Here is a 19,254-nt window from a genome sequence, read left to right as displayed (position 1 = left end):
AAGTTGAGCCGTTGGAGCCTGTCCGCCGCAGGCAGGGTTGGCAAGTTGAGGGGCTGAAGGTCGGAGGAGAGGGGTGGTTGACGCTACGAGTCGCTCTCAACCAGCGTGGCCCGTGCGCGGCCCAACCTTCAACCTCCAACGCCACAACTTCATTGGAACACCATGAAGGCCTGTGGATCGATCGGCTCGCCGGCCTGCCAGAGTTCGAAGTGAAGATGCGGGCCAGTGGTGAGTTCGCCGCTGTTGCCCACGATGGCGATGACCTCGCCGCCGCGCACCCGGTCGCCCACCTTGCGCAGCAGCACGCTGTTGTGCTTGTACACGCTCACCAGGTCGTTGCGGTGCTGCACCTGCAGCACGTGCCCGCCGTCGGTGGTCCAACTCGCCAGCGTCACCGTGCCGTCCAGGCAGGCTTTCACGGCGGCATCGGCGGGCGCTACGATGTCGATGCCAAAGTGCCCCTCGCTGCGGTCGAAGGTGCTGGTGACCACCCCGCGGATGGGCGGGAAGAAGAACACCCCGGCCAGGTCGCGGCGATCACCGGCGGGGCGGCCGTCGGACAAGGCATAGGCCTCTTCGCGGGCCACGCGGGCGCGCAGCAGGCTGTCTGCCTTGCCGGGCGCCAGGTCGGCCTCGCCAGGCTTGTGCTCCACGGGCCGGAACAGCGCGGCGCTGTCCACCGGCAGCTCACCACTGAGCACATGCCGCAAGTTGTTGATGAAGAGGTCCCGCACGCCGAGTTCCGTTTCCAGCGAGTCGGCCTTCAAGGCGCTTTGGAAGGCGGCGCTGCGGATGTCCTGGTCGGCGTAGCCGGGGATGTACTTCTTCAGCGGGGTGAAGACGATCAGCGCTGTGATGGCGGCCCCATAGGCCAGCACCGCCGCGATGGTCAGCAGCAGCACGTTCAGCCGGTTCATGCGCATGCTGAAGCGCTCGGCGAAGGTGCGGTCGTCGATCAGCACCAGCCGGTAGGTGCTCCGGAGGGCACGGCGCAGCGAGCGCTTGCGGGGACGCTTGTCCGCTACCGGGGTGCCGCCTTCGAGGGCCATGGCGCAAAGGTGGGGAATGGCGGGCGTGGCGGGCGTGCGGACTTGATCCTCTCCCGCTCATCAGTGGACGGAGCGAACGGACGGATCCTCGCTTCGCTTCAGAGGGTGAGGGTCCGCAGATCTCGCCGATGACGCAGATGGGTCCTGCGATCACCCCAAGGTCCGTGCAGGGCTTGCACTTTCCGCGTCATCTGAGACAGCTATGGATGCATTTCCCAAACTCCGCAGTCTCCGTCTTCGGAACCCTGCCTTGAGATACTCGGCCGCAGGTTGGAAAGTCATCCCCATGTATGGCTCTGACCCAAACAAACGGTTGCCGGACGCATACGCTGGGCGCTCATCAGGCCAGACGGTTCGCCGTCAAATACATATTATCCACGATCATTTGTTTTCGGCGAATTCACGCTTTATGTTCGTTCCACCCTATCCGATCGATCATGCGCTTTTATCCCCCCCCCGCAAGATCCCTTTCCTGCTGATCGCCTGCGCGGCCGCAGGTCTTTGCGCTGAAAGCGCCTTCGCCCAACCGCTCAACATCACGCTCGTCCGCAGCAACTACAACGGCTATGGCGTCAGTTGTTTCGGGGGCACCAATGGTAGCATAGAGGCCATCGTCACCGGGGGAACAGCGCCCTATTCCTATTTGTGGTCCAACCAGGACACCACCGCCGCCATCAGCGGCCTGGCAGCGGGTTACTACCGCGTAACGGTGACGGATGCGGACAGCACCTCGCGCTATGCGGAGATCACCCTCTCGCAGCCCAGGGCCCTCATTGTGGGCTTGACGCCCTACACCTGGCCCAACGGCTACAACGTCAGTTGCCACCAGTGCTACAACGGCAGCATACAGACCAGTGTGCAGTATGGCGTGCCACCCTACATCTACCTGTGGCAGGATGCCGTCACCACGCAGCACCGCACGGCCATCGGCGCGGGCAACTACCAACTGGTGGTCACGGACCACAATGGCTGCCAGAACCAGCCCGGGGCGCTGTTCCTCTCGGAACCCGCCGACAACAATTGGGACAAGGGCGGCAATGCGGGCACGGACCCGGAGGTGGATTATCTGGGCACCTCGGATCCCACGGACTTCGTGCTGAAGAGCAACGGAACGGAACTCGTCCGTCTGCTTGCAGGAGGGGGTATCAAACTGGGCCTGCCATCGGGGATCCTCGGTCTGGACGATGACGGCGAGCTGCGCGCTTTCCTCACCAAGCCTTGGTGCTGGCCTGCCGGGGATACCACGGTGGCCCCTTGGTACACGTGCGGGAATGTCATCGACAACCCGAATGGTATCTTCTTCATCGGCACGGTGAACAACGCTCCACTGCCTTTCCGCACCAACAACCAGCAACGCATGGTCATCACCAGCGAAGGCCGGGTGGGGATCGGCACCAACCCACCGGCTGGTGCGGTGGATGGCTACCGGCTCTTTGTGGAGGATGGTATCGCCACGCGCGATGTGCTGGTGAAACTGGGTGAATGGCCGGACCATGTATTCGGGGAGTACTACCACTTGATGCCGATAAAGGATCTCAGGGCGTTCTTGAAGCGGCACCGGCATTTGCCGGGCATACCGTCGGCTGTCGAAGTGGAGGCCAAGGGAGGCGTGGAGGTTGGCGACTTGCAGCGCCGCATGCTGGAGGTCATCGAGCAGCAGGCGCTGTACATCCTGCAATTGGAAGAGAAGTACCAAGGATTGGAGCAGCGGATCGGTGATCTTGAAACGTCCAAGTGATGCGCGCCTTGGCATATACGGCTGCCATCGCCGCGCTGCTGGTCATGGCAAAAGCGAAGGCCCAGACCCCCTACCCGGACCACACCATCCAGGATGTATCTTGGAACAGCGGCACGCACCATTTCGCCGTGGTCACCCAGCACATCATAGCACCGGGCACCCCCATCTTGCCGGTCCTGATCACAGGCACGGCGGATGCCGATTTCGTTTCCGGCTCACGGGTTCGTCTTGCCCCGGGTTTCCACGCGGGCGGCTTCGCCACCGGAGGCCGCTTCAGGGCCTATATCGACGAAAGCCTTGGTCAGCCTGCGGACCTGATCATTATCGCCCCGGACCCGCAAGGGGCCTTGGTGGACAACATCGTGCACGTGCCGAAATGGGAGAAGTTCGAGGTGGGATTGCGGTTGCCGCAGGCATACCAAGCCGCAGTAGACAGCTTCTTCACCCACTACTACTCAGGCGGCCCTGATAGTGCCGCCACCCCTGGCCATGTCCAGCACCTGTATGATCTCAACCCCTATGCGGACGATTCCTTGCAGTTGGTCTGGACCCTTCATGGGCCAGGCGGCCAGCTTCGCATGAAATGGGGTTTCTACATGAAGGAGGCGAAATGGAATGGCACAGGGAACACGGCGTTCCTGGTCACGGACTCGGCGAGCCCCATGTTTCCGTACCACATCCGCTTTCGTTTCGCGCCGGACGAGCAAGGGCCCTGGCAGTTTTCCTTGTCCATCAAAGCCCCACATACACGCACCCCTCCCGACCAGCCTCTGCCCGACCTCTACCATACGGGCTACAGCTTCCACTGTGACGCTCCGCTACCTGACAACAAGGGACACCTAAGCGTGCATGAGGTCAACCGTCGGGTTCTCAAATTTGAGAATGGCGAGCCGTTCTTCGGTTTGGGGGTGAATATGGCCGATTGGCGGAGGAATGCAGCTGGATATGGCAGTACCTATCGGAGGCGAGATCATGAAGAAATGTTGAAGACGATGGAGTTGCTCGGTGATGTCGGCGGGAACTTCATGAGGATGTTCCTCATGGACAAGATCTTCTCACCCGAATACGTCAACCTCGGTGTTTATGATCACTTCAAGGTCCCGGTCCTATGTGCACTCTCCGAATCCACCGATCCACAGCAAGATTGTGACAGGGGATGGATCAATGGACTTCTTGGCAACTGCCAGAACCAGTGCTGGGCATTCGATGGAATGCTCGATCAAGCACGCACGCATAACATCTACCTGCAGTTGTGCATAGATCCCTATCCACCGGTCATAGCATATGAGAAGATGGGCTGGGGCGCACACCCTTACAAGCTACACTTCTTGGATAAGAACCGCCAGAATCCTCCACTCAACGCTTATAACATGCGAGAGTTCTTCTATGAGGATGGGGACCCTGCCAACAAGGGAGCAGGCACGATCTTCTATTACTGGATGCGCCGCTACAAGTACATCATGAGCAGATGGGGTTGGTCAGTGAACTTACCTATCATAGAACCATTCAATGAGATCGATCAAATGTTATCGTACAGAGAGTTGCCGAACGATTCATTGGGAAGCGGAGATGGCGTTTCCGACTGTAGCCAAGTGGACGATACTGCTATAGCGCATCGTGACATCTGCCGGGAGAATCGTGGACAGTGGTTGAGGGATGATGGTTTACCGCTGGTGCTCGATCAATGGCTCTCGGACATCGCGGACTACACCAGGGGTGAGGCGAACTTCCAAGACCCGGTTTCATCTCCTCTTGGTGAAGGGAAGAAGCTGTTCATGATCAGCTATACTGACGCCAGGGATGCGACCCATAATGGAAATTTGAATGTACCGCACTATCTGCCTTTTACGAATCCCAAAATTGACCTGATTGATGTGCATAAGGGTGCTTTCATGACGGAGCAAACCACAGAATGGGCAGCCAGCCAATTCATCCGACATATGACAGAGCATGCTGAGCGATTCTGGAGCAACTATCCCCAGCCCAATGCTCCGCAAGCCGCCCGCAAGCCGATAAACCATGGTGAAAGCCAGCACTACACCAGTTTCAACTACAGTGGGAAGCACCACGACCTTCTCAAGTATTTCCACAACTATGACATCGCCTTCCATACCGAGCTTTGGTCTTCCGCCTTCAGCGGCAAGTTCGCCGCTGGCACCACCTGGCATTGGGAGCGCGTGTTCTGGTGGCCCGATGCGTTGGAAACGCCGCCACCGGATCCTCAGAACCCATTCTCATCGCTGTTCACGAATGAGTTGGGACAACCCAACCATTTGTGGGTGAGCAATGCGGACTATCATGTCGTGAACAAACGGACCCATCATCACTTCAAGCCCCTGGCCGACCTGCTCAACCACCCGAGCTGGCTGGCCTACGACTTCTTCGGACAGGACTTCCGGGTGCGCCGGAATGAGGATTTCAGCGGGCTCGATGTTTACTATTTACAGAACAAGGTTCCTCCTTACGACCTGGCCAATGTGGCCATCGGCTGGGTGCAGAACAGGAACGCGTCACTCTACAACAACTACTACCTGCACAGCGGACGGCAGCGCTTCTTCGAATGCACTCCACCCGCTGGGGGCGAGGGCAGCACCACATGGCTCTCCGGTTTCGAGCCGGGCACCTATCACATCAGCTGGTTCCCCACACGCCTCAACAGCACCGTGCATCCGCCGGACGGCGAGGTGGCCACCTCCATCAGCGGCGCGATCGAGCTGGACCTCACCGGTCACTTCGGAGGCATCTTCAACAACTTCCTGGATACGCTGCGGTCGGACTACGCCTTCATCATCACCCCGCTGCCCTTTGTGAAGAGCCTGATGCAGGCCGATGAGCCAGAGGATTTGCCCATCGGCACCAGTTGGGATTTCCTGATCCACCCCAACCCCACGCGGGGCGAATTCACTCTCCGCTTCCCGGATGATGGTGCCAAGGATATCGCCATCATGGACCTCACAGGACGGCTGGTCGCACGGTATGCGAGCGTAACGGGCGCCTTCGTGCAGTTCCCACATTTGCACCTATCACAGGGCGCTTATTGGGTGCGTGCATCGGATGGCCAGCGGGCCAAGGCCAAACAACTCATCATCTACTGAGCCATGGAACGCCGGATGCTATTCGGGTCGTGTTGTTTCGTTGCGTTCACAGCCAACGCCCAAACCACCTTCATGCGCATGTACCAAGCTGGTCCCAGTTTTGGGTTCGAACTCAACGAGCTGCCCAGCGGCAACAGCTTGATCAATATGGGGTCCGCGCATGTCATCGATGGGAATGGATACATCCTCAATTCCAGCACCTATTTCCAGACCAATGTGGTATTCTCTTCGCAGAACATGAGGTACGTGGGTGGAGATCGTGTCCTGTGTGCCTCATCAACGTGGACTGCTCCTTGCTCTTTCGGGTCTGGCGCATATATGGAGCCGGTCATCGGACTCATGGACACGCTGGGGGCGGTCACCAGCATGAAGCAGTATGCGCTGAATTCTGGCGTTTGCGGTGGCCTAACCAAAGGATTGCTGCCCACTGCGGATAGCGGTGCGATCGTATGGGGGAGGGATTATGGTCCTTTCGCGTTGCGTGTGGATGGTTCGTTGGAGCCAGTATGGTCCAAACGCCTCATGGATGCAGGTGCCTTCAGCTTCTTCAAGGAGTTTCCGAACGGCGATCTGTTGGCCGGCATCAACAGGCAAACGGCCGGTGTGGTGGTGGCCCGCATGAACGCCGCTGGGGAGGTGCTCTGGAGCAGGAGCTACATACGGCCACGGGGGGTAGTGAGCGATGCCCTCATCGAACCGGATGGCTCCTTCGTGCTGGTGGGCTATACCGATAGCACCGGTACCACGGACCCGATCTTCACACCGCTGCCGCCGGGATACAACCCGAAGCTCTTTATGATGAAGCTCAATGGCGAGGGCGATGTGCTCTGGTGCAAGGGCTACAGAAGCACCACCAACCTCTGGTACACCCGCCGCGATGCGGTGATCAGGCGCACCTTGGACGGCCAGTACGCCGTGCTCGCCACCCTGGGACCACCGGCCCAGCATGATTGGTTCAGGCCCTACCTGATGAAAACGGACCTGAACGGCGATACCCTCTGGACCCGGTCCGTGGGTCGGCACAACTATACCTACTTGGCCCAAGATCTACAGGCCAGTTCCGATGGGGGCTACATGATAAGTGGAATAATTTATGGTAGCATGCCTGGTAACCAAAGCGGGCTGATGTACATCTACAAAGCCGATTCACTTGGCCACTTCGAGTGTTGGGAGCGAGTGCCATCCATAGAGGTGATGGATCTGTTCCCAGTGGACAGCACGGTAATACTGAACATCATCAGCGGGGTTGCCACGGCCGATCCGATGGACTTCACGGACAGCATTTTGGATTCGAGCATTTTTACCACCTATGATGGCTGCTCGTTCACTACGGGTTTTCCTTCCACCATGGCGACCCGCCGCCCCATATTCGTGCGCCCCAACCCCACCCGCGGCCGCTTCACCCTGGAGGTGCAAGACCCCTTGCTGAAGGACAGCTTCTACAGCGTGTACGATGCCACCGGCCGCTTGCTCTACCAGCGCCCCCTACCTGCGGGCACCAACTTGGAAGAGATCGATCTAACGCGCTTCGGTAGGGGCACCTATGTGCTGCGGGTAACAGACCCGGAGGGGGTGAGGCATGAACGGGTGGTGGTGGAGTAGGGCTGGGAAGGATGGGGGCCCAACCTCCGCACGCCTGCCCCCCTGTTCCGTGACATCCCCCTTGATGCACCGGGTGTTGAGAAGTGATAGCCCCTCCCCGCCTTGCCCCTGTGCCGGTCCGATGAAATAACTTCGCCCGTTCGCGGTTATCCACACCGCCACCCGTAGCCATGTCCCGCCGGCCCTTTATCCTCCCTCCTTGGGCGCTCCTCGCCCTGGTGTTGGTGGGCACGGGCTGTTCCCAGCAGAAGGACGCCTTCCTGAACCGCACCTTCCACCGGCTCACGGCCCGCGACAACGGCTGGTTCAACGCCAACGAGAAGCTCAACGAAGTGGTGGCCTCCATGGAGGACGCCTACGTGGACGACTTCGACCACGTGCTGCCGCTCTTCATCTACGGCACGGACGAGCAGGCCAAGAGCGCCATCCCCGACCTGGAGAAGTGCATCGAGAAATGCTCGCTGGTGATCGAGCGGCACAGCATGGACATCGGCGGGGACGAGCGGAACACCTGGATCGACGATGCCTGGTTCGTCATCGGCAAGAGCCAGTTCTACAAGAAGAACTACTACGAGGCGGACCGCGTGTTCGGCTTCGTGGCGCGGCGCTACAAGGGCGAGAACCGCCAATGGGAAAGCCAGGTCTGGCAGGCGCGCACGGCCATCCAGCTGGAGCAGTACGCCAAGGCCCAGAGCGCGCTGGACAAGGTGAAGGCCGAGAAGAAGCTGCCCAAGCGCTTCGACCACGGCGAACTGGCGGCGGTGCAGGCGGACCTGGACCTGAAGCGCAACAAGCTGGAGGACGCGATCATGAACCTGGAGGCGGCGATCCCCAACGCGCGGCGCAAACGGGAGCGTGTGCGCTGGTCCTTCATCCTGGCCCAACTCTATGAGCAGAAAGGCGATGAGGAAAAGGCCATCCGCCAGTACGCCGCCGTCACACGCATGAGCCCGCCCTACGAGCTGGCCTTCCACGCGCAGATCTTCCAGGCCTTCGCCTTCAGCCGGGGCAACAGCAAACTGCTGCGGCAGAAGCTGCACAAGATGCTGCGCGACGAGAAGCACGTGGACCACTACGACATGATCCACTACGCGCTGGCCGACCTGGACCTGAAGGAGCGGAACAAACCGGGCGCCATCGAACACTTGGAGACCAGCGCCCGCGTGAGCACCACGGACACCAAGCAGAAAGCCAAGACCTGGCTGAAGCTGGCCGACCTCTACTTCGACGACCGCATCTACGCCAGCGCGCAGGTGTACTACGACAGCACGCGCACGCTGATGGATGAGCAGCACCCGCGCTTCCGCGAGGTGGACACCCGCGCCGAAGTGTTGGGCGAATTGGTGGAGCACCTGGCCATCATCGCGTTGGAAGACAGCTTGCAGGCCCTGGCCGCCTTGGATGAGAAGGAGTTGGAGAAGCGCATCCGCGTGATGATCCGCGAGCGCGAGCGCGCCGAGGAGGAGAAGGAAAGGCTGGAGGCCGAAGCCCGCGAACGCCCCCAGGACACCCCGGCGGGCCGGGCGGCACCACCGGCCGGCGGCGGCACGGGCCGCGGCGTGTGGTACTTCTACGACCCGCAGCAGATCGGCCGGGGCGCCAGCCAGTTCCGCAAGACCTGGGGCAACCGCAAGCTGGAGGATGACTGGCGCCGCAAGGACCGGAGTGGCAGCGCCATGGCCGACCGCAAGGAAGACCCCGAGGAGTTGGCGGACGGCGGGAAAGGCGCCGACAAGGGCCAGGAGGCCTGGCGCGACCCCGCCTTCTACACCAAGGACCTGCCCCGCGATGAGGAGGCCCTCTCCGCCTCCAACGAGCGCATCTGCGCTTCGATGTACGCCAGCGGCATGATCTACAAGGAGCAGCTGAAGGACGTGGACAACGCGATCGAAAGCTTCGAGATGCTCTACAACCGCTTCGACTACTGCCGCTATACGCCCGAGAGCTACTACCAGCTCTACCGCATCTACCTGGAGAAGGAGCAGGCCGCCAACTACTTCTCGCCCGACGGTTCCGGCTCGCAACTCTTCGCCAACATCATCCTGGACCGCTACCCGGATTCCGAATTCGCCCGCCTGGTGCGCGACCCCAACATCCTGCAGGCCGATGAGGCCCGCCGCGTGGCCGAGGAAGCCGCCTACAAGGCCTCCTACCAGGACTACCGCGAGTACGCCTACGGCAAGGTGATCGCGGAATGTGTGCGTGTGATCGAGGGCGAACCGCACAACCACTACCGCGTGAAGTACTACATGCTGCGCGCCATGGCCATCGGCGGGATGCGGGATGCGGAGGGCTTCCGCCTGGCGTTGGCCGAGATCAAGGCCTTGTTCCCCGGCACCGACGAGGCCACAGCCGCCGAGAACCTGCTGGCCATACTGGACCAGGGGGTGAGCATGCCCGCGCCCAAAAAGGCCGGTGGCAACTACAAGCCGGAGCAGGGCAAGCACTATTTCGCCATCATCGTGCCCAACGCCGGCAACGACATGGTGGCCATCAAGAACAAACTCGCCGATTTCAACAGCACCTTCTTCCGCCAGGCGGGGATCGAGATCACCAACAATTTCCTGGACCCCGAGACCCAGGTGGTGCTGGTGAGCTTCTTCGACACCAAGGCCAAGGCGATGGAGTTCTACAACCTGTACAAAGGCAACCGGGACATCCTGCGCGGCATCAACGACATGGGCTTCCCCGCCTTCGCCATCAGTCCGGGCAACTACTCCCAGTTGTACAAGCACAAGGACGTGGACGCCTATTCCGCCTTTTTCGCCAGCAATTATCTGGGCGGGAAATGACCGGCTGAGGGGGCCATGCCAGGCCTTGTGCCACAAGGCAACCCGGCCGCCAAGCCACGTCTTTCATGCAGGGCACCCCTATCGCCCTGCCGGTTTTTCATGCGAATTGCCACCGCGCTGCTGTTGGCGATGGGTCTTGCGGCCGGGAGGACCTGTGCACAATTCATGGATGTTTCAAGCCTGCTGGGCACCACCATCGTGCTGCCCGGGTCAGAGATCGGGAAGGGGCTGAGCTTCCACGACATCGACCGCGATGGATGGGACGACCTGTCCATCAGCATGGGCCTGGCGGACCCCAAGTTCCTTATCAACACGGGCGGGCAGTTCCAAGCGGCGCCCTTCCATATCACGAACGAGCCGCCAGGGGAGATCACCATGTTGCTCTGGGCCGACCATGACAACGACGGCGACGCGGACCTGCTGATCCTGAAGTGGAACAGGCCCATCCAACTCTGGCGCAACGACGGGAACTGGCAGTTCACCAACGTGGCCGCCATGGCCGGTCTGGAGCAGGGAAACTACCAGTACAAAGGCGCGGCCTTCGGCGACTACGACCACGACGGTTGCCTGGACCTATACATCTCGAAGTTCTACACCAACAACACGCCGGGGCTGGAATACCGGGGCATGCTCTACCGCAGCAACTGCGACGGCACCTTCACGGAGGTGACGGCGGAGGCCGGTGTGCTCATCGGTTCGGCGCCCATATTCCAACCGGTCTTCCTGGATTATGACAACGATGGCTGGGAAGACCTCTTCCTGGTGATCGACCGGGTCTTCCACCGCAACGAACTGTTCCGCAACAACGGCGACGGCACCTTCACCAACGTCTCCGAAGCTTCCGGCATGGACCTCATGATCGACGCCATGACCGGAACAGTGGGCGATTTCGATCTGGACGGCGACCTGGACGTGTTCATCACTGCCGACCCGCCCGAAGGCCACGCCCTCATGGTGAACAACAGCAACGGCACCTTCACCGATATGGCCCAGCCGCTGGGGGTCAATCTTGTCCAGGTGGGATGGGGCTGCCTTTGGCTGGACCAGGACAACGACGGCTGGGAGGACCTCTTCGTCAGCGTCACCAGCCCGATACTGCCGCCGATCGGCAACCAGTTATACCGCAATCATCAAGGCTCGGGCTTCTCGGCCATCAACCCCGAAGTGGGCCTTGGAGGCGATCTCACAGAAACCTACGTCTGTGCCCTGGGCGACCTGGACCGGGACGGCTGGCCGGACTTCATCACCAGCAACCGGGCGCCGCACCCGGTCAAGCTCTACCGGAACACCCCCGGAGAGAACCACTGGTTCACCGTGGCACTGCAGGGGGTGATCGCCAACCGCGATGGTGTGGGCACCTGGGTGAAGTGCTATGCCGGCGGGCAACGTTTTGTGCGGTACTCGCTTTGCGGATCGGACCTGATGAACCAGAACACGCAGCGGCTGATGTTCGGACTGGGGCAGCACACCCTTGTCGATTCGCTGATCTTGGATTGGAACAGCGGCACGCGCGATGTGTACTACAACCTGCCCGTGGACCAACGGCTGCTGTTCATCGAAGGGGCCAACCAGGGACCCACCGCCGTGGAGATCGGCTACAACGCCGCGCTGCCATTCCTCTGCGCAGGGGGCACTTTGGAGTTGGATGCTGGTCCGGGCTTCGCCAATTACCTCTGGAACACCGGTGCGTCGAGCCAGACCATCCTGGTGGACCAGCCGGGCAGCTACCAGGTGATGGTCACCACCTCCTTTGGCCTGCAACTCGTTTCGCCGCCCCTGCAGGTGGATGCCGCACCGGCCACACAGGTGCTGATCACCTCCGGTGGTCCTTCCTGCTTCGGCTACTCTGACGGCGCCATAGCCGTGGAGCTTTCCACCGGTCCGCCACTTGCCATACTGTGGAACAATGGCGCCACAGGTACCCAACTCACCGGCCTGGAAATGGGGGCCTATTCGTTCAGTGGCGAGGATGCTTTCGGTTGTGCGGTTTTCGGCGGGGTGTTCCTCAACGAACCGCAGCCCTTGTTCGCATTCGTATCCACCTCGGACGCCCTTTGCCACGGTGAAGCCTCGGGCACGGTGGCGGCCATGCCCTTCGGCGGAACACCACCTTACGACTACGACTGGGGGGTGCCCGATCCACAAGCGGCCCCGGCCGGATCCTACACGCTGCTGCTCAGCGACGCGAACGGATGTCTGTTCAGCGAACCCTACAACATCGATCAACCCCAGGCGCTGGGAGCCACCATCTCGGCGACCCCCTCGGCCGGCAACGACGGCGCGGCGGGGATCGCCCCCAACGGAGGTACTCCCCCATATCAATGGATCTGGAGCACCGGAGAAGAGAACACACCCTACATCAGTGGGCTTGCCCCGGGCATGTACCACGTGGATGTGACGGATGCCAACCAGTGCATGGCGACCTTCCCATTTGAGATCGCCTCCACCATCGGCATGGAGGAAGCTCCGGTCTGGCGGCCAGGTGTGTTGCCCAATCCGACCCGGGACGAAGTGCGCATCCGCTGTGGCTCCGACCAGGATCGTATGGACATCCTGATCATGGACGGTGCCGGCCGGGTGGTGTTCGCCAGGGATGACCACCCCTGCTCGGAGCCTGTGCCGTTGGGTGCTTTCCGGGGCGGGCGTTACCTGCTCCGTATCGCCTCAGGACCCGGCGTTTGGATGACGCCTTTGGTCATCCTGCCCGACGGGCTTTAGTCATGGTCTTGACCGCCAGTAGGATATGATCCCCGTGGGTCTATCTTTGCCACGACCTGTTCACCCACAAAGCCACGGACCATGTTCCGAAGCGACAAACCCGCGACACCTGCCATGAACAAGCCCGCAGAACCCATCAGCTCAGGGAAGATCAACAGCATCATGGAGGGCACCTCCATAGAAGGGGAGATCCGCAGTGACAGCAACATCCGGATCGACGGCCGGGTGAAGGGACTGGTGAACGCCAAGGGCCGGGTGATCGTGGGCCAGACCGGCACCATCGAGGGCGAGGTGATCTGCCACAGTTCGGACATCGAAGGCATGGTGATCGGCAAGATCAATTGCCAGGACCTGCTCAGCCTGAAGGCCACCGCCAAGCTGCAGGGCGACATCAACACCAAGAAGCTGGCGATCGAACCGGGCGCGGTATTTACCGGCAATTGCTCCATGGGTGGTGGCGTGGTGAAGGAAATGTCCCCCGCACGCCCGGCGGAACCCGTTCGCAGCGAGCAGCCCAACCAGGCCGCGCGCTGACCCGGCTTCCATTCGCATCCTGGCCATGGCCCAGCAAGGCTGGTCCTTCCTCTTGCCTCTGCTTCTCTTCGGCGCATGCTGCGCCTTGGCCATCTGGTTCCTGGCGCTATTCCAGGGTGGTGGGGCCGACCCCGTGCATTTCGCGATCCTCGCCTACTTCCTGGTGATCACCGCCGTGTTGCACCACTGGCAGGAACAGGGACTTTCTACCGACCCCAAGGGCTTCATCAGGCGCTACATGGCCGCCTTGGTCATCAAGCTGGTGGTCTCCATCGCCCTGCTCATTCCCATCCTCATCCGCGCACCATCGGATGGCTTCTTCACGACCGGCCTGCTCTTCGCCTCGTTATACCTGGCCTTTCTCGTGTTCAGCTCCCTGCTGCTCATGTCCGCCGTGCGAAAAGCACCCAAGCCATGACCAACAACGAGGGCAGCGACCGCCTGCGCCGCACCCGGCAAGGGTATGAGGGCTACCTGCGGTATCTGCACCTGGGCCTTGTCATGGCCGGTATCATCCTCGCCTTCACCCTGCTAGGGCAATGGCTGGATGGGAAGGTCGACTGGAAGATGCCGGTCTTCACCATCGTGCTCAGCCTGCTCGGCGTGGCCAGCGCCATGCTGTACCTGTTCAAAGAGACTGGAAGACGGTGATCCGTACGCCTTGGGCAATTGCCCGGTATGTCTACCTTTGCGGCCGCAATGAGGGGGGTGCCCTTCCTGCAGAAAACGCCGCAAAGCCTTGGTACGCGCAGCTTTCCTGATGTTGATGACCCTGGCGGGAATGTGCCCCGCGATGGCCGGTGGCGGTCAGGATGATGGCAAGTTCAACGCCGGCAAGCTCATCATGGACCACATCGGGGATGAGCATGGCTGGCATCTTTGGGGGCACACCACGCTTCCCCTGCCGGTGATCCTCTTCGATACCGAGCGCGGGCTGCAGGTGTTCAGCAGCGCACGCTTCGATCATGGCCATGCGGCCTACAACGGCTACATGCTGCACGATGGCCAGGTGGTGGCCGTGGATGCGGCAGGCCACACGGACGAGGCCGCCACGGCGAACATCTGGGACATCAGCATCACCAAGAACGTGCTGAGCATGTTCATCAGCCTGGCCCTGCTGCTGTGGATCTTCATCAGCGTGGCCAAGGCCTACACCCGCCGCGCCGGGCAGGCGCCCAAGGGGCTGCAGAACCTGGTGGAACCCATCATCCTGTTCGTGCGTGACGATGTGGCCAGGAGCGCCATCGGCCCGCGCTTCGAGCGCTACATGCCCTATCTCCTCACGGCCTTCTTCTTCATCTTCCTCAACAACCTCATGGGCCTGGTGCCCTTCTTCCCCGGTGGTGCCAACCTCACCGGCAACATCGCCGTCACGCTCGTGCTGGCCATGATCACCTTCCTGATCGTGAGCTTCAGCGGCAACAAGCACTACTGGCACCACATCTTCGCCATGCCCGGTGTGCCCGGCTGGGTGCTCGCGATCCTCACCCCGGTGGAGATCCTGGGCATGTTCCTCAAGCCCTTCGTGCTGATGATCCGTCTCTTCGCGAACATCACCGCGGGGCACATCATCGTGCTGAGCTTCTTCAGTCTGATCTTCGTTTTCGGCGAGACCAGCACTGGAGCGGGCTATGGCGTGGCCATCGGCTCGCTGGCCTTCACCATCTTCATGAGCATGCTGGAGCTGCTCGTGGCCTTCATCCAAGCCTACGTGTTCACCTTCCTGAGCGCCATGTACATCGGTGCCGCCGTGGAGGAACCACACCACCACTGACAACGCACATCCTCTAAAACCACGCAAACATGTTCCTCACTGTTCTTCTCGACCTCGGCATGGGTTACGGTATCGCCGCCCTCGGCGCCGGCTTGGCCGCCCTTGGTGCCGGTGTTGGCATCGGCCGCATCGGTGGCGACGCCGTTCAAGCCATGGCCCGCCAGCCGGAAGCCATGAACGACCTGCGCGCCAACATGATCCTCACCGCCGCGCTGGTCGAAGGTGCCGCCTTCTTCGCCATGGTGGTGGGTCTGCTGGTGGTGCTGAAGGACTACGTGGAGCCCGCCGCGGCCGCCATGTGATCCTGGCGCTCGGCAAGCGTCCCCGTACAACCCTGAACCATCACGCCCATGCTGCTCGCGAGTCTCGTGGAGCCCTCCTTCGGGCTCATCTTCTGGATGACGCTGTCCTTCCTGGCAGTGCTCTTCATCCTGGCCAAATTCGCCTGGAAGCCCATCCTCCATGGACTGAAGGAGCGTGAGGCCTCCATCGCCGACGCGTTGAACGAGGCGAAAAAGGCGCGCGAGGAGATCGCCGCCATGAACGCCCGCCACGCCGACCTGGAGCGGGGGGCACGTGAAGAACGTGAGGTGCTGCTGAAGGAGGCCCGCGACATCCGCGACAAGGAGATCGCCCAGGCCAAGGAGCGCGCCAAGGCCGAGGCCGACGCCATGCTGGCTCGCGCCCGCTCCGACATCCAGAACGAGAAGAAGGCGGCCATCGTGGAGATGAAGAACCAGTTGGCCGAGCTCAGCATCCAGGTGGCCGAGGTGGTCCTGAAGGAGAAGCTGGCCGACCGCGCCGCACAACAGTCGCTCGTGGACAAGGTGATGACCGAAGCCGAGTTGCGCAAGTCATGAGGAACCTGGCACCGGTCGCATATCGCTACGCCCGCTCGCTGATGGACATGGCCCGGGAGCAGGGCCAGTTGGAGGCGATGCAGGCGGACATGCGCCTGGTGGCCGACACCTGTGCCGGGAACCGCGACTTGGTGGTGATCCTGAAAAGCCCGGTGGTGAAGTCCGATGCGAAAGGACGGATCCTCGACGGCATCTTCGGTGACAAGGTGGGCGCGATCACCCGCTCCTACATGGGGATCCTGGTGCGCAAGGGCCGGGAGGCGCTGCTGGCCGATGTGGCCTCCGCTTTCACCGAACTTTTCAAGATGGACCAGAACATCGTCACCGCCGTGGTGTCCAGCGCCGTTGCACTGAACGCCGACACCCGTGCCCAGGTGATCGGCCTGGCCAAGAAGCAACACCCGGGCAAGACGATCGACCTGCAGGAGAAGGTCGATCCCACCCTGATCGGTGGTCTGAGCATCCGCATCGGCGATGAGCAGTACGACGGCACCGTGAGCCGCCGCCTCGCCGATCTGCGCCGCGAATTCTCCAAGAACCCATACATCCCCGCTATCTAAAGCGAAACGACATGGCCGAAGTGAAACCCGCCGAAGTATCGGCGATCCTCAAACAAGAACTTGCCGGCTTCCGTAGCGAGGCCGAGCTCGAAGAGGTCGGTACCGTGCTGCAGGTCGGTGACGGCATCGCGCGCATCTATGGCCTGCGCGGTGTGCAGAGCGGCGAGCTCATCGAATTCCCCAGCGGTCTGCGCGGCATCGTGCTGAACCTGGAGGAGGACAACGTGGGCGCCGTGCTCCTGGGCTCCAGCGTGGGCATCAAGGAAGGCGACACGGTGAAGCGCACCAAGCGCATCGCCAGCATCAATGTGGGCGAGGAGATGGTGGGCCGCGTGGTGAACACCCTGGGCGAACCCATCGACGGCAAAGGCCCCATCGGCGGGGAGCTGTTCGAGATGCCCATCGAGCGCAAGGCACCCGGCGTGATCTACCGCGAGCCCGTGAAGGAGCCGCTGCAGACGGGCATCAAGGCCGTGGACGCCATGATCCCCATCGGCCGTGGCCAGCGCGAACTGATCATCGGTGACCGCCAGACGGGCAAGAGCACGGTGGCCATCGACACGATCATCAACCAGAAGGAATTCTACGAGGCCGGCAAGCCTGTGTACTGCATCTATGTGGCCATCGGGCAGAAGGGCAGCACCGTGGCCGGCACCGTGAAGGTGTTGGAGGAGAACGGCGCCATGGCATACACCACGGTGGTGGCCGCCAACGCCAGCGACCCCGCCCCGATGCAGTTCTACGCCCCCTTCACCGGGGCAGCCATCGGCGAGTATTTCCGCGACACGGGCCGTCCTGCGTTGATCGTGTTCGATGACCTGTCCAAGCAGGCCGTGGCCTACCGCGAGGTGTCGCTGCTTTTGCGCCGCCCACCCGGACGCGAAGCCTACCCTGGTGACGTGTTCTACCTGCACAGCCGCCTGCTGGAGCGCGCCGCCAAGATCACCGGAGACAACAAGGTGGCCAGCGAAATGAACGACCTGCCCGAGAGTTTGAGGGGCAAGGTGAAAGGTGGTGGATCGCTCACCGCGTTGCCCATCATCGAAACGCAGGCCGGTGACGTTTCCGCCTACATCCCCACCAACGTGATCTCCATCACCGACGGGCAGATCTTCCTGGAGAGCAACCTCTTCCTCAGCGGCGTTCGCCCCGCCATCAACGTGGGCATCAGCGTGAGCCGCGTGGGTGGCAACGCGCAGATCAAGTCCATGAAGAAGGTGGCCGGTACGCTGAAGCTCGACCAGGCCCAGTACCGCGAACTGGAGGCCTTCTCGAAGTTCGGCTCCGACCTCGATGCCGCCACCAAGGCCGTGCTGGACAAGGGTGCCCGCAACGTGGAGATCCTCAAGCAGGCCGAGAACAGCCCCATGCGGGTGGAAGAGCAGATCGCCATCATCTACTGCGGCGTGAAGGGCCTGCTGACCAAGATCCCCGTGAAGAACGTGAAGCAGTTCCAGGACGAGTACATCACCATGCTGCGCAACAAGCATGCGGACACCCTGGCGGCTTTGAAGAAAGGAGAGTACAACGACCAGATCACGGACACGCTGGAAAAGGTGGCCGCGGACCTGGTGAAGAGCCTTGACAATTAGTGCACAGTTGCCGGTTGTCAGTGCAGCGAACTGACAATTGACAACGGACAACCGATAGACAATGCCCAGTCTGAAGGAGGTACGCAACCGGATCGTCTCGGTGAACAGCACCAAGCAGATCACGGCCGCCATGAAAATGGTGAGTGCCGCGAAGCTGCGTCGTGCCCAGGACGCCATTGTCCGAATGCGCCCCTATGCCGAAAAGCTGCGGACCATCCTGGGCAACGTGAGCGCCAGCCTGGACAGCAACGAGGGCAGGTTCAGCACACAGCGCGAGGTGAAGAAGGTGCTCTTCGTGCCCATCGTATCCAACCGCGGCCTGGCCGGCGCTTTCAACACACAGGTATTCCGTCTCGTGCGCAAGGCCATTATCGATGCCAGGGAACAAGGCCACGAGATCTCCGTGATGCCCATTGGCAAGAAGGCCGCCGACATGTACCGCCGCAGTGGCATGCTGGCAGCGGGCATGCCCACCGACCTGGCCCATCTCTATGACGGGCTCAATTTCGACAAGGTGGCGCCCGTGGCCCAATTGATCATGGACGCCTACGCCGAGGGCGAGTACGACCGCGTTGTGCTGTTCTACAACAAGTTCAAGAACGCCGCCGTGCAGATCACCACGGAGGAGCAGTACCTCCCCATCGCACCCGCCGCTAAGGCCGAGAAAGGTGCCGGCAGGACCGATCACATCATGGAGCCCGATCGCGCCACCATCGTGGAGCAGATCATTCCCAAGAGCCTGAAGATCCAGCTCTACAAGGCGCTGCTGGACAGCTTCGCCGCGGAGCACGGTGCGCGTATGACCGCCATGCACAAGGCCACCGACAACGCCGACGCCCTGCTGAAGGACCTGAAGCTGTCCTACAACAAGGCGCGTCAGGCGGCCATCACCGGCGAGATCCTGGAGATCGTGGGAGGCGCGGAGGCGCTGAAGGGCTGA

Annotated in this window: 15 protein-coding genes; 14 read left to right on the top strand and 1 reads right to left on the bottom strand. The window is 61.5% G+C overall.

The genetic code is table 11. The annotated features are described in order from the left end of the window. Positions 1 to 149: 149 nt before the first annotated feature. Complete coding sequence (locus KIT10_11240; GenBank protein MCW5899831.1) at positions 150 to 1,049, bottom strand: M23 family metallopeptidase; 900 nt, start codon at positions 1,047 to 1,049, stop codon at positions 150 to 152. Between the two features lie 409 nt (positions 1,050 to 1,458). Between KIT10_11240 and KIT10_11235 the strand changes: the two genes are divergently transcribed. The 14 genes from KIT10_11235 to atpG all read left to right on the top strand — a co-directional run bounded on the left by KIT10_11235 (position 1,459) and on the right by atpG (position 19,254). Further along, a complete protein-coding gene (locus tag KIT10_11235) occupies positions 1,459 to 2,787 on the top strand; it encodes a SprB repeat-containing protein (GenBank protein ID MCW5899830.1) in 1,329 nt (442 codons plus the stop codon). After that, positions 2,787 to 5,882 (top strand): T9SS type A sorting domain-containing protein, encoded by a 3,096-nt coding sequence (locus KIT10_11230; protein ID MCW5899829.1) that lies wholly within the window; start codon positions 2,787 to 2,789, stop codon positions 5,880 to 5,882. The genes KIT10_11235 and KIT10_11230 overlap by 1 nt, the downstream gene beginning before the upstream one ends. A 78-nt stretch (positions 5,883 to 5,960) precedes the next feature. Next, a complete protein-coding gene (locus tag KIT10_11225; GenBank protein MCW5899828.1) occupies positions 5,961 to 7,484 on the top strand; it encodes a T9SS type A sorting domain-containing protein in 1,524 nt (507 codons plus the stop codon). 170 nt (positions 7,485 to 7,654) lie between these two features. Further along, positions 7,655 to 10,276 carry a hypothetical protein gene (locus tag KIT10_11220; protein MCW5899827.1) on the top strand — a complete coding sequence of 874 codons (2,622 nt, stop codon included), beginning with the start codon at positions 7,655 to 7,657 and terminating at the stop codon, positions 10,274 to 10,276. A 165-nt stretch (positions 10,277 to 10,441) separates the two neighbouring features. Then, positions 10,442 to 12,994, top strand: coding sequence for a VCBS repeat-containing protein (locus KIT10_11215; GenBank protein MCW5899826.1), 2,553 nt, complete (start codon positions 10,442 to 10,444; stop codon positions 12,992 to 12,994). A gap of 81 nt (positions 12,995 to 13,075) precedes the next feature. Next, on the top strand, positions 13,076 to 13,528 hold the full coding sequence (locus KIT10_11210; protein MCW5899825.1) for a polymer-forming cytoskeletal protein: 453 nt from the start codon (positions 13,076 to 13,078) through the stop codon (positions 13,526 to 13,528). A 25-nt stretch (positions 13,529 to 13,553) separates the two neighbouring features. Next, on the top strand, positions 13,554 to 13,946 hold the full coding sequence (locus KIT10_11205) for a hypothetical protein (protein MCW5899824.1): 393 nt from the start codon (positions 13,554 to 13,556) through the stop codon (positions 13,944 to 13,946). Then, positions 13,943 to 14,179 carry an AtpZ/AtpI family protein gene (locus KIT10_11200; GenBank protein ID MCW5899823.1) on the top strand — a complete coding sequence of 79 codons (237 nt, stop codon included), beginning with the start codon at positions 13,943 to 13,945 and terminating at the stop codon, positions 14,177 to 14,179. Before KIT10_11205 ends, KIT10_11200 begins: the two co-directional genes overlap by 4 nt. A gap of 109 nt (positions 14,180 to 14,288) precedes the next feature. Further along, the gene (gene atpB, locus KIT10_11195) at positions 14,289 to 15,302 is read left to right on the top strand and encodes a F0F1 ATP synthase subunit A (GenBank protein ID MCW5899822.1); all 1,014 of its coding nucleotides are present in this window, start codon (positions 14,289 to 14,291) and stop codon (positions 15,300 to 15,302) included. A gap of 29 nt (positions 15,303 to 15,331) precedes the next feature. After that, on the top strand, positions 15,332 to 15,604 hold the full coding sequence (gene atpE / locus KIT10_11190; GenBank protein MCW5899821.1) for an ATP synthase F0 subunit C: 273 nt from the start codon (positions 15,332 to 15,334) through the stop codon (positions 15,602 to 15,604). A gap of 48 nt (positions 15,605 to 15,652) precedes the next feature. Further along, positions 15,653 to 16,162 carry a F0F1 ATP synthase subunit B gene (gene atpF / locus KIT10_11185; GenBank protein ID MCW5899820.1) on the top strand — a complete coding sequence of 170 codons (510 nt, stop codon included), beginning with the start codon at positions 15,653 to 15,655 and terminating at the stop codon, positions 16,160 to 16,162. Further along, a complete protein-coding gene (gene atpH / locus KIT10_11180) occupies positions 16,159 to 16,722 on the top strand; it encodes an ATP synthase F1 subunit delta (GenBank protein ID MCW5899819.1) in 564 nt (187 codons plus the stop codon). The genes atpF and atpH overlap by 4 nt, the downstream gene beginning before the upstream one ends. 11 nt (positions 16,723 to 16,733) lie before the next feature. Then, positions 16,734 to 18,314 (top strand): F0F1 ATP synthase subunit alpha, encoded by a 1,581-nt coding sequence (atpA, locus tag KIT10_11175; GenBank protein ID MCW5899818.1) that lies wholly within the window; start codon positions 16,734 to 16,736, stop codon positions 18,312 to 18,314. A 61-nt stretch (positions 18,315 to 18,375) separates the two neighbouring features. After that, complete coding sequence (gene atpG, locus KIT10_11170; GenBank protein MCW5899817.1) at positions 18,376 to 19,254, top strand: ATP synthase F1 subunit gamma; 879 nt, start codon at positions 18,376 to 18,378, stop codon at positions 19,252 to 19,254.

The sequence above is a fragment of the Flavobacteriales bacterium genome (assembly GCA_026129465.1).
Taxonomy (GTDB): Bacteria; Bacteroidota; Bacteroidia; order Flavobacteriales_F; family PHOS-HE28; genus PHOS-HE28.
This window is presented reverse-complemented; position numbering and strand designations above follow the sequence as displayed.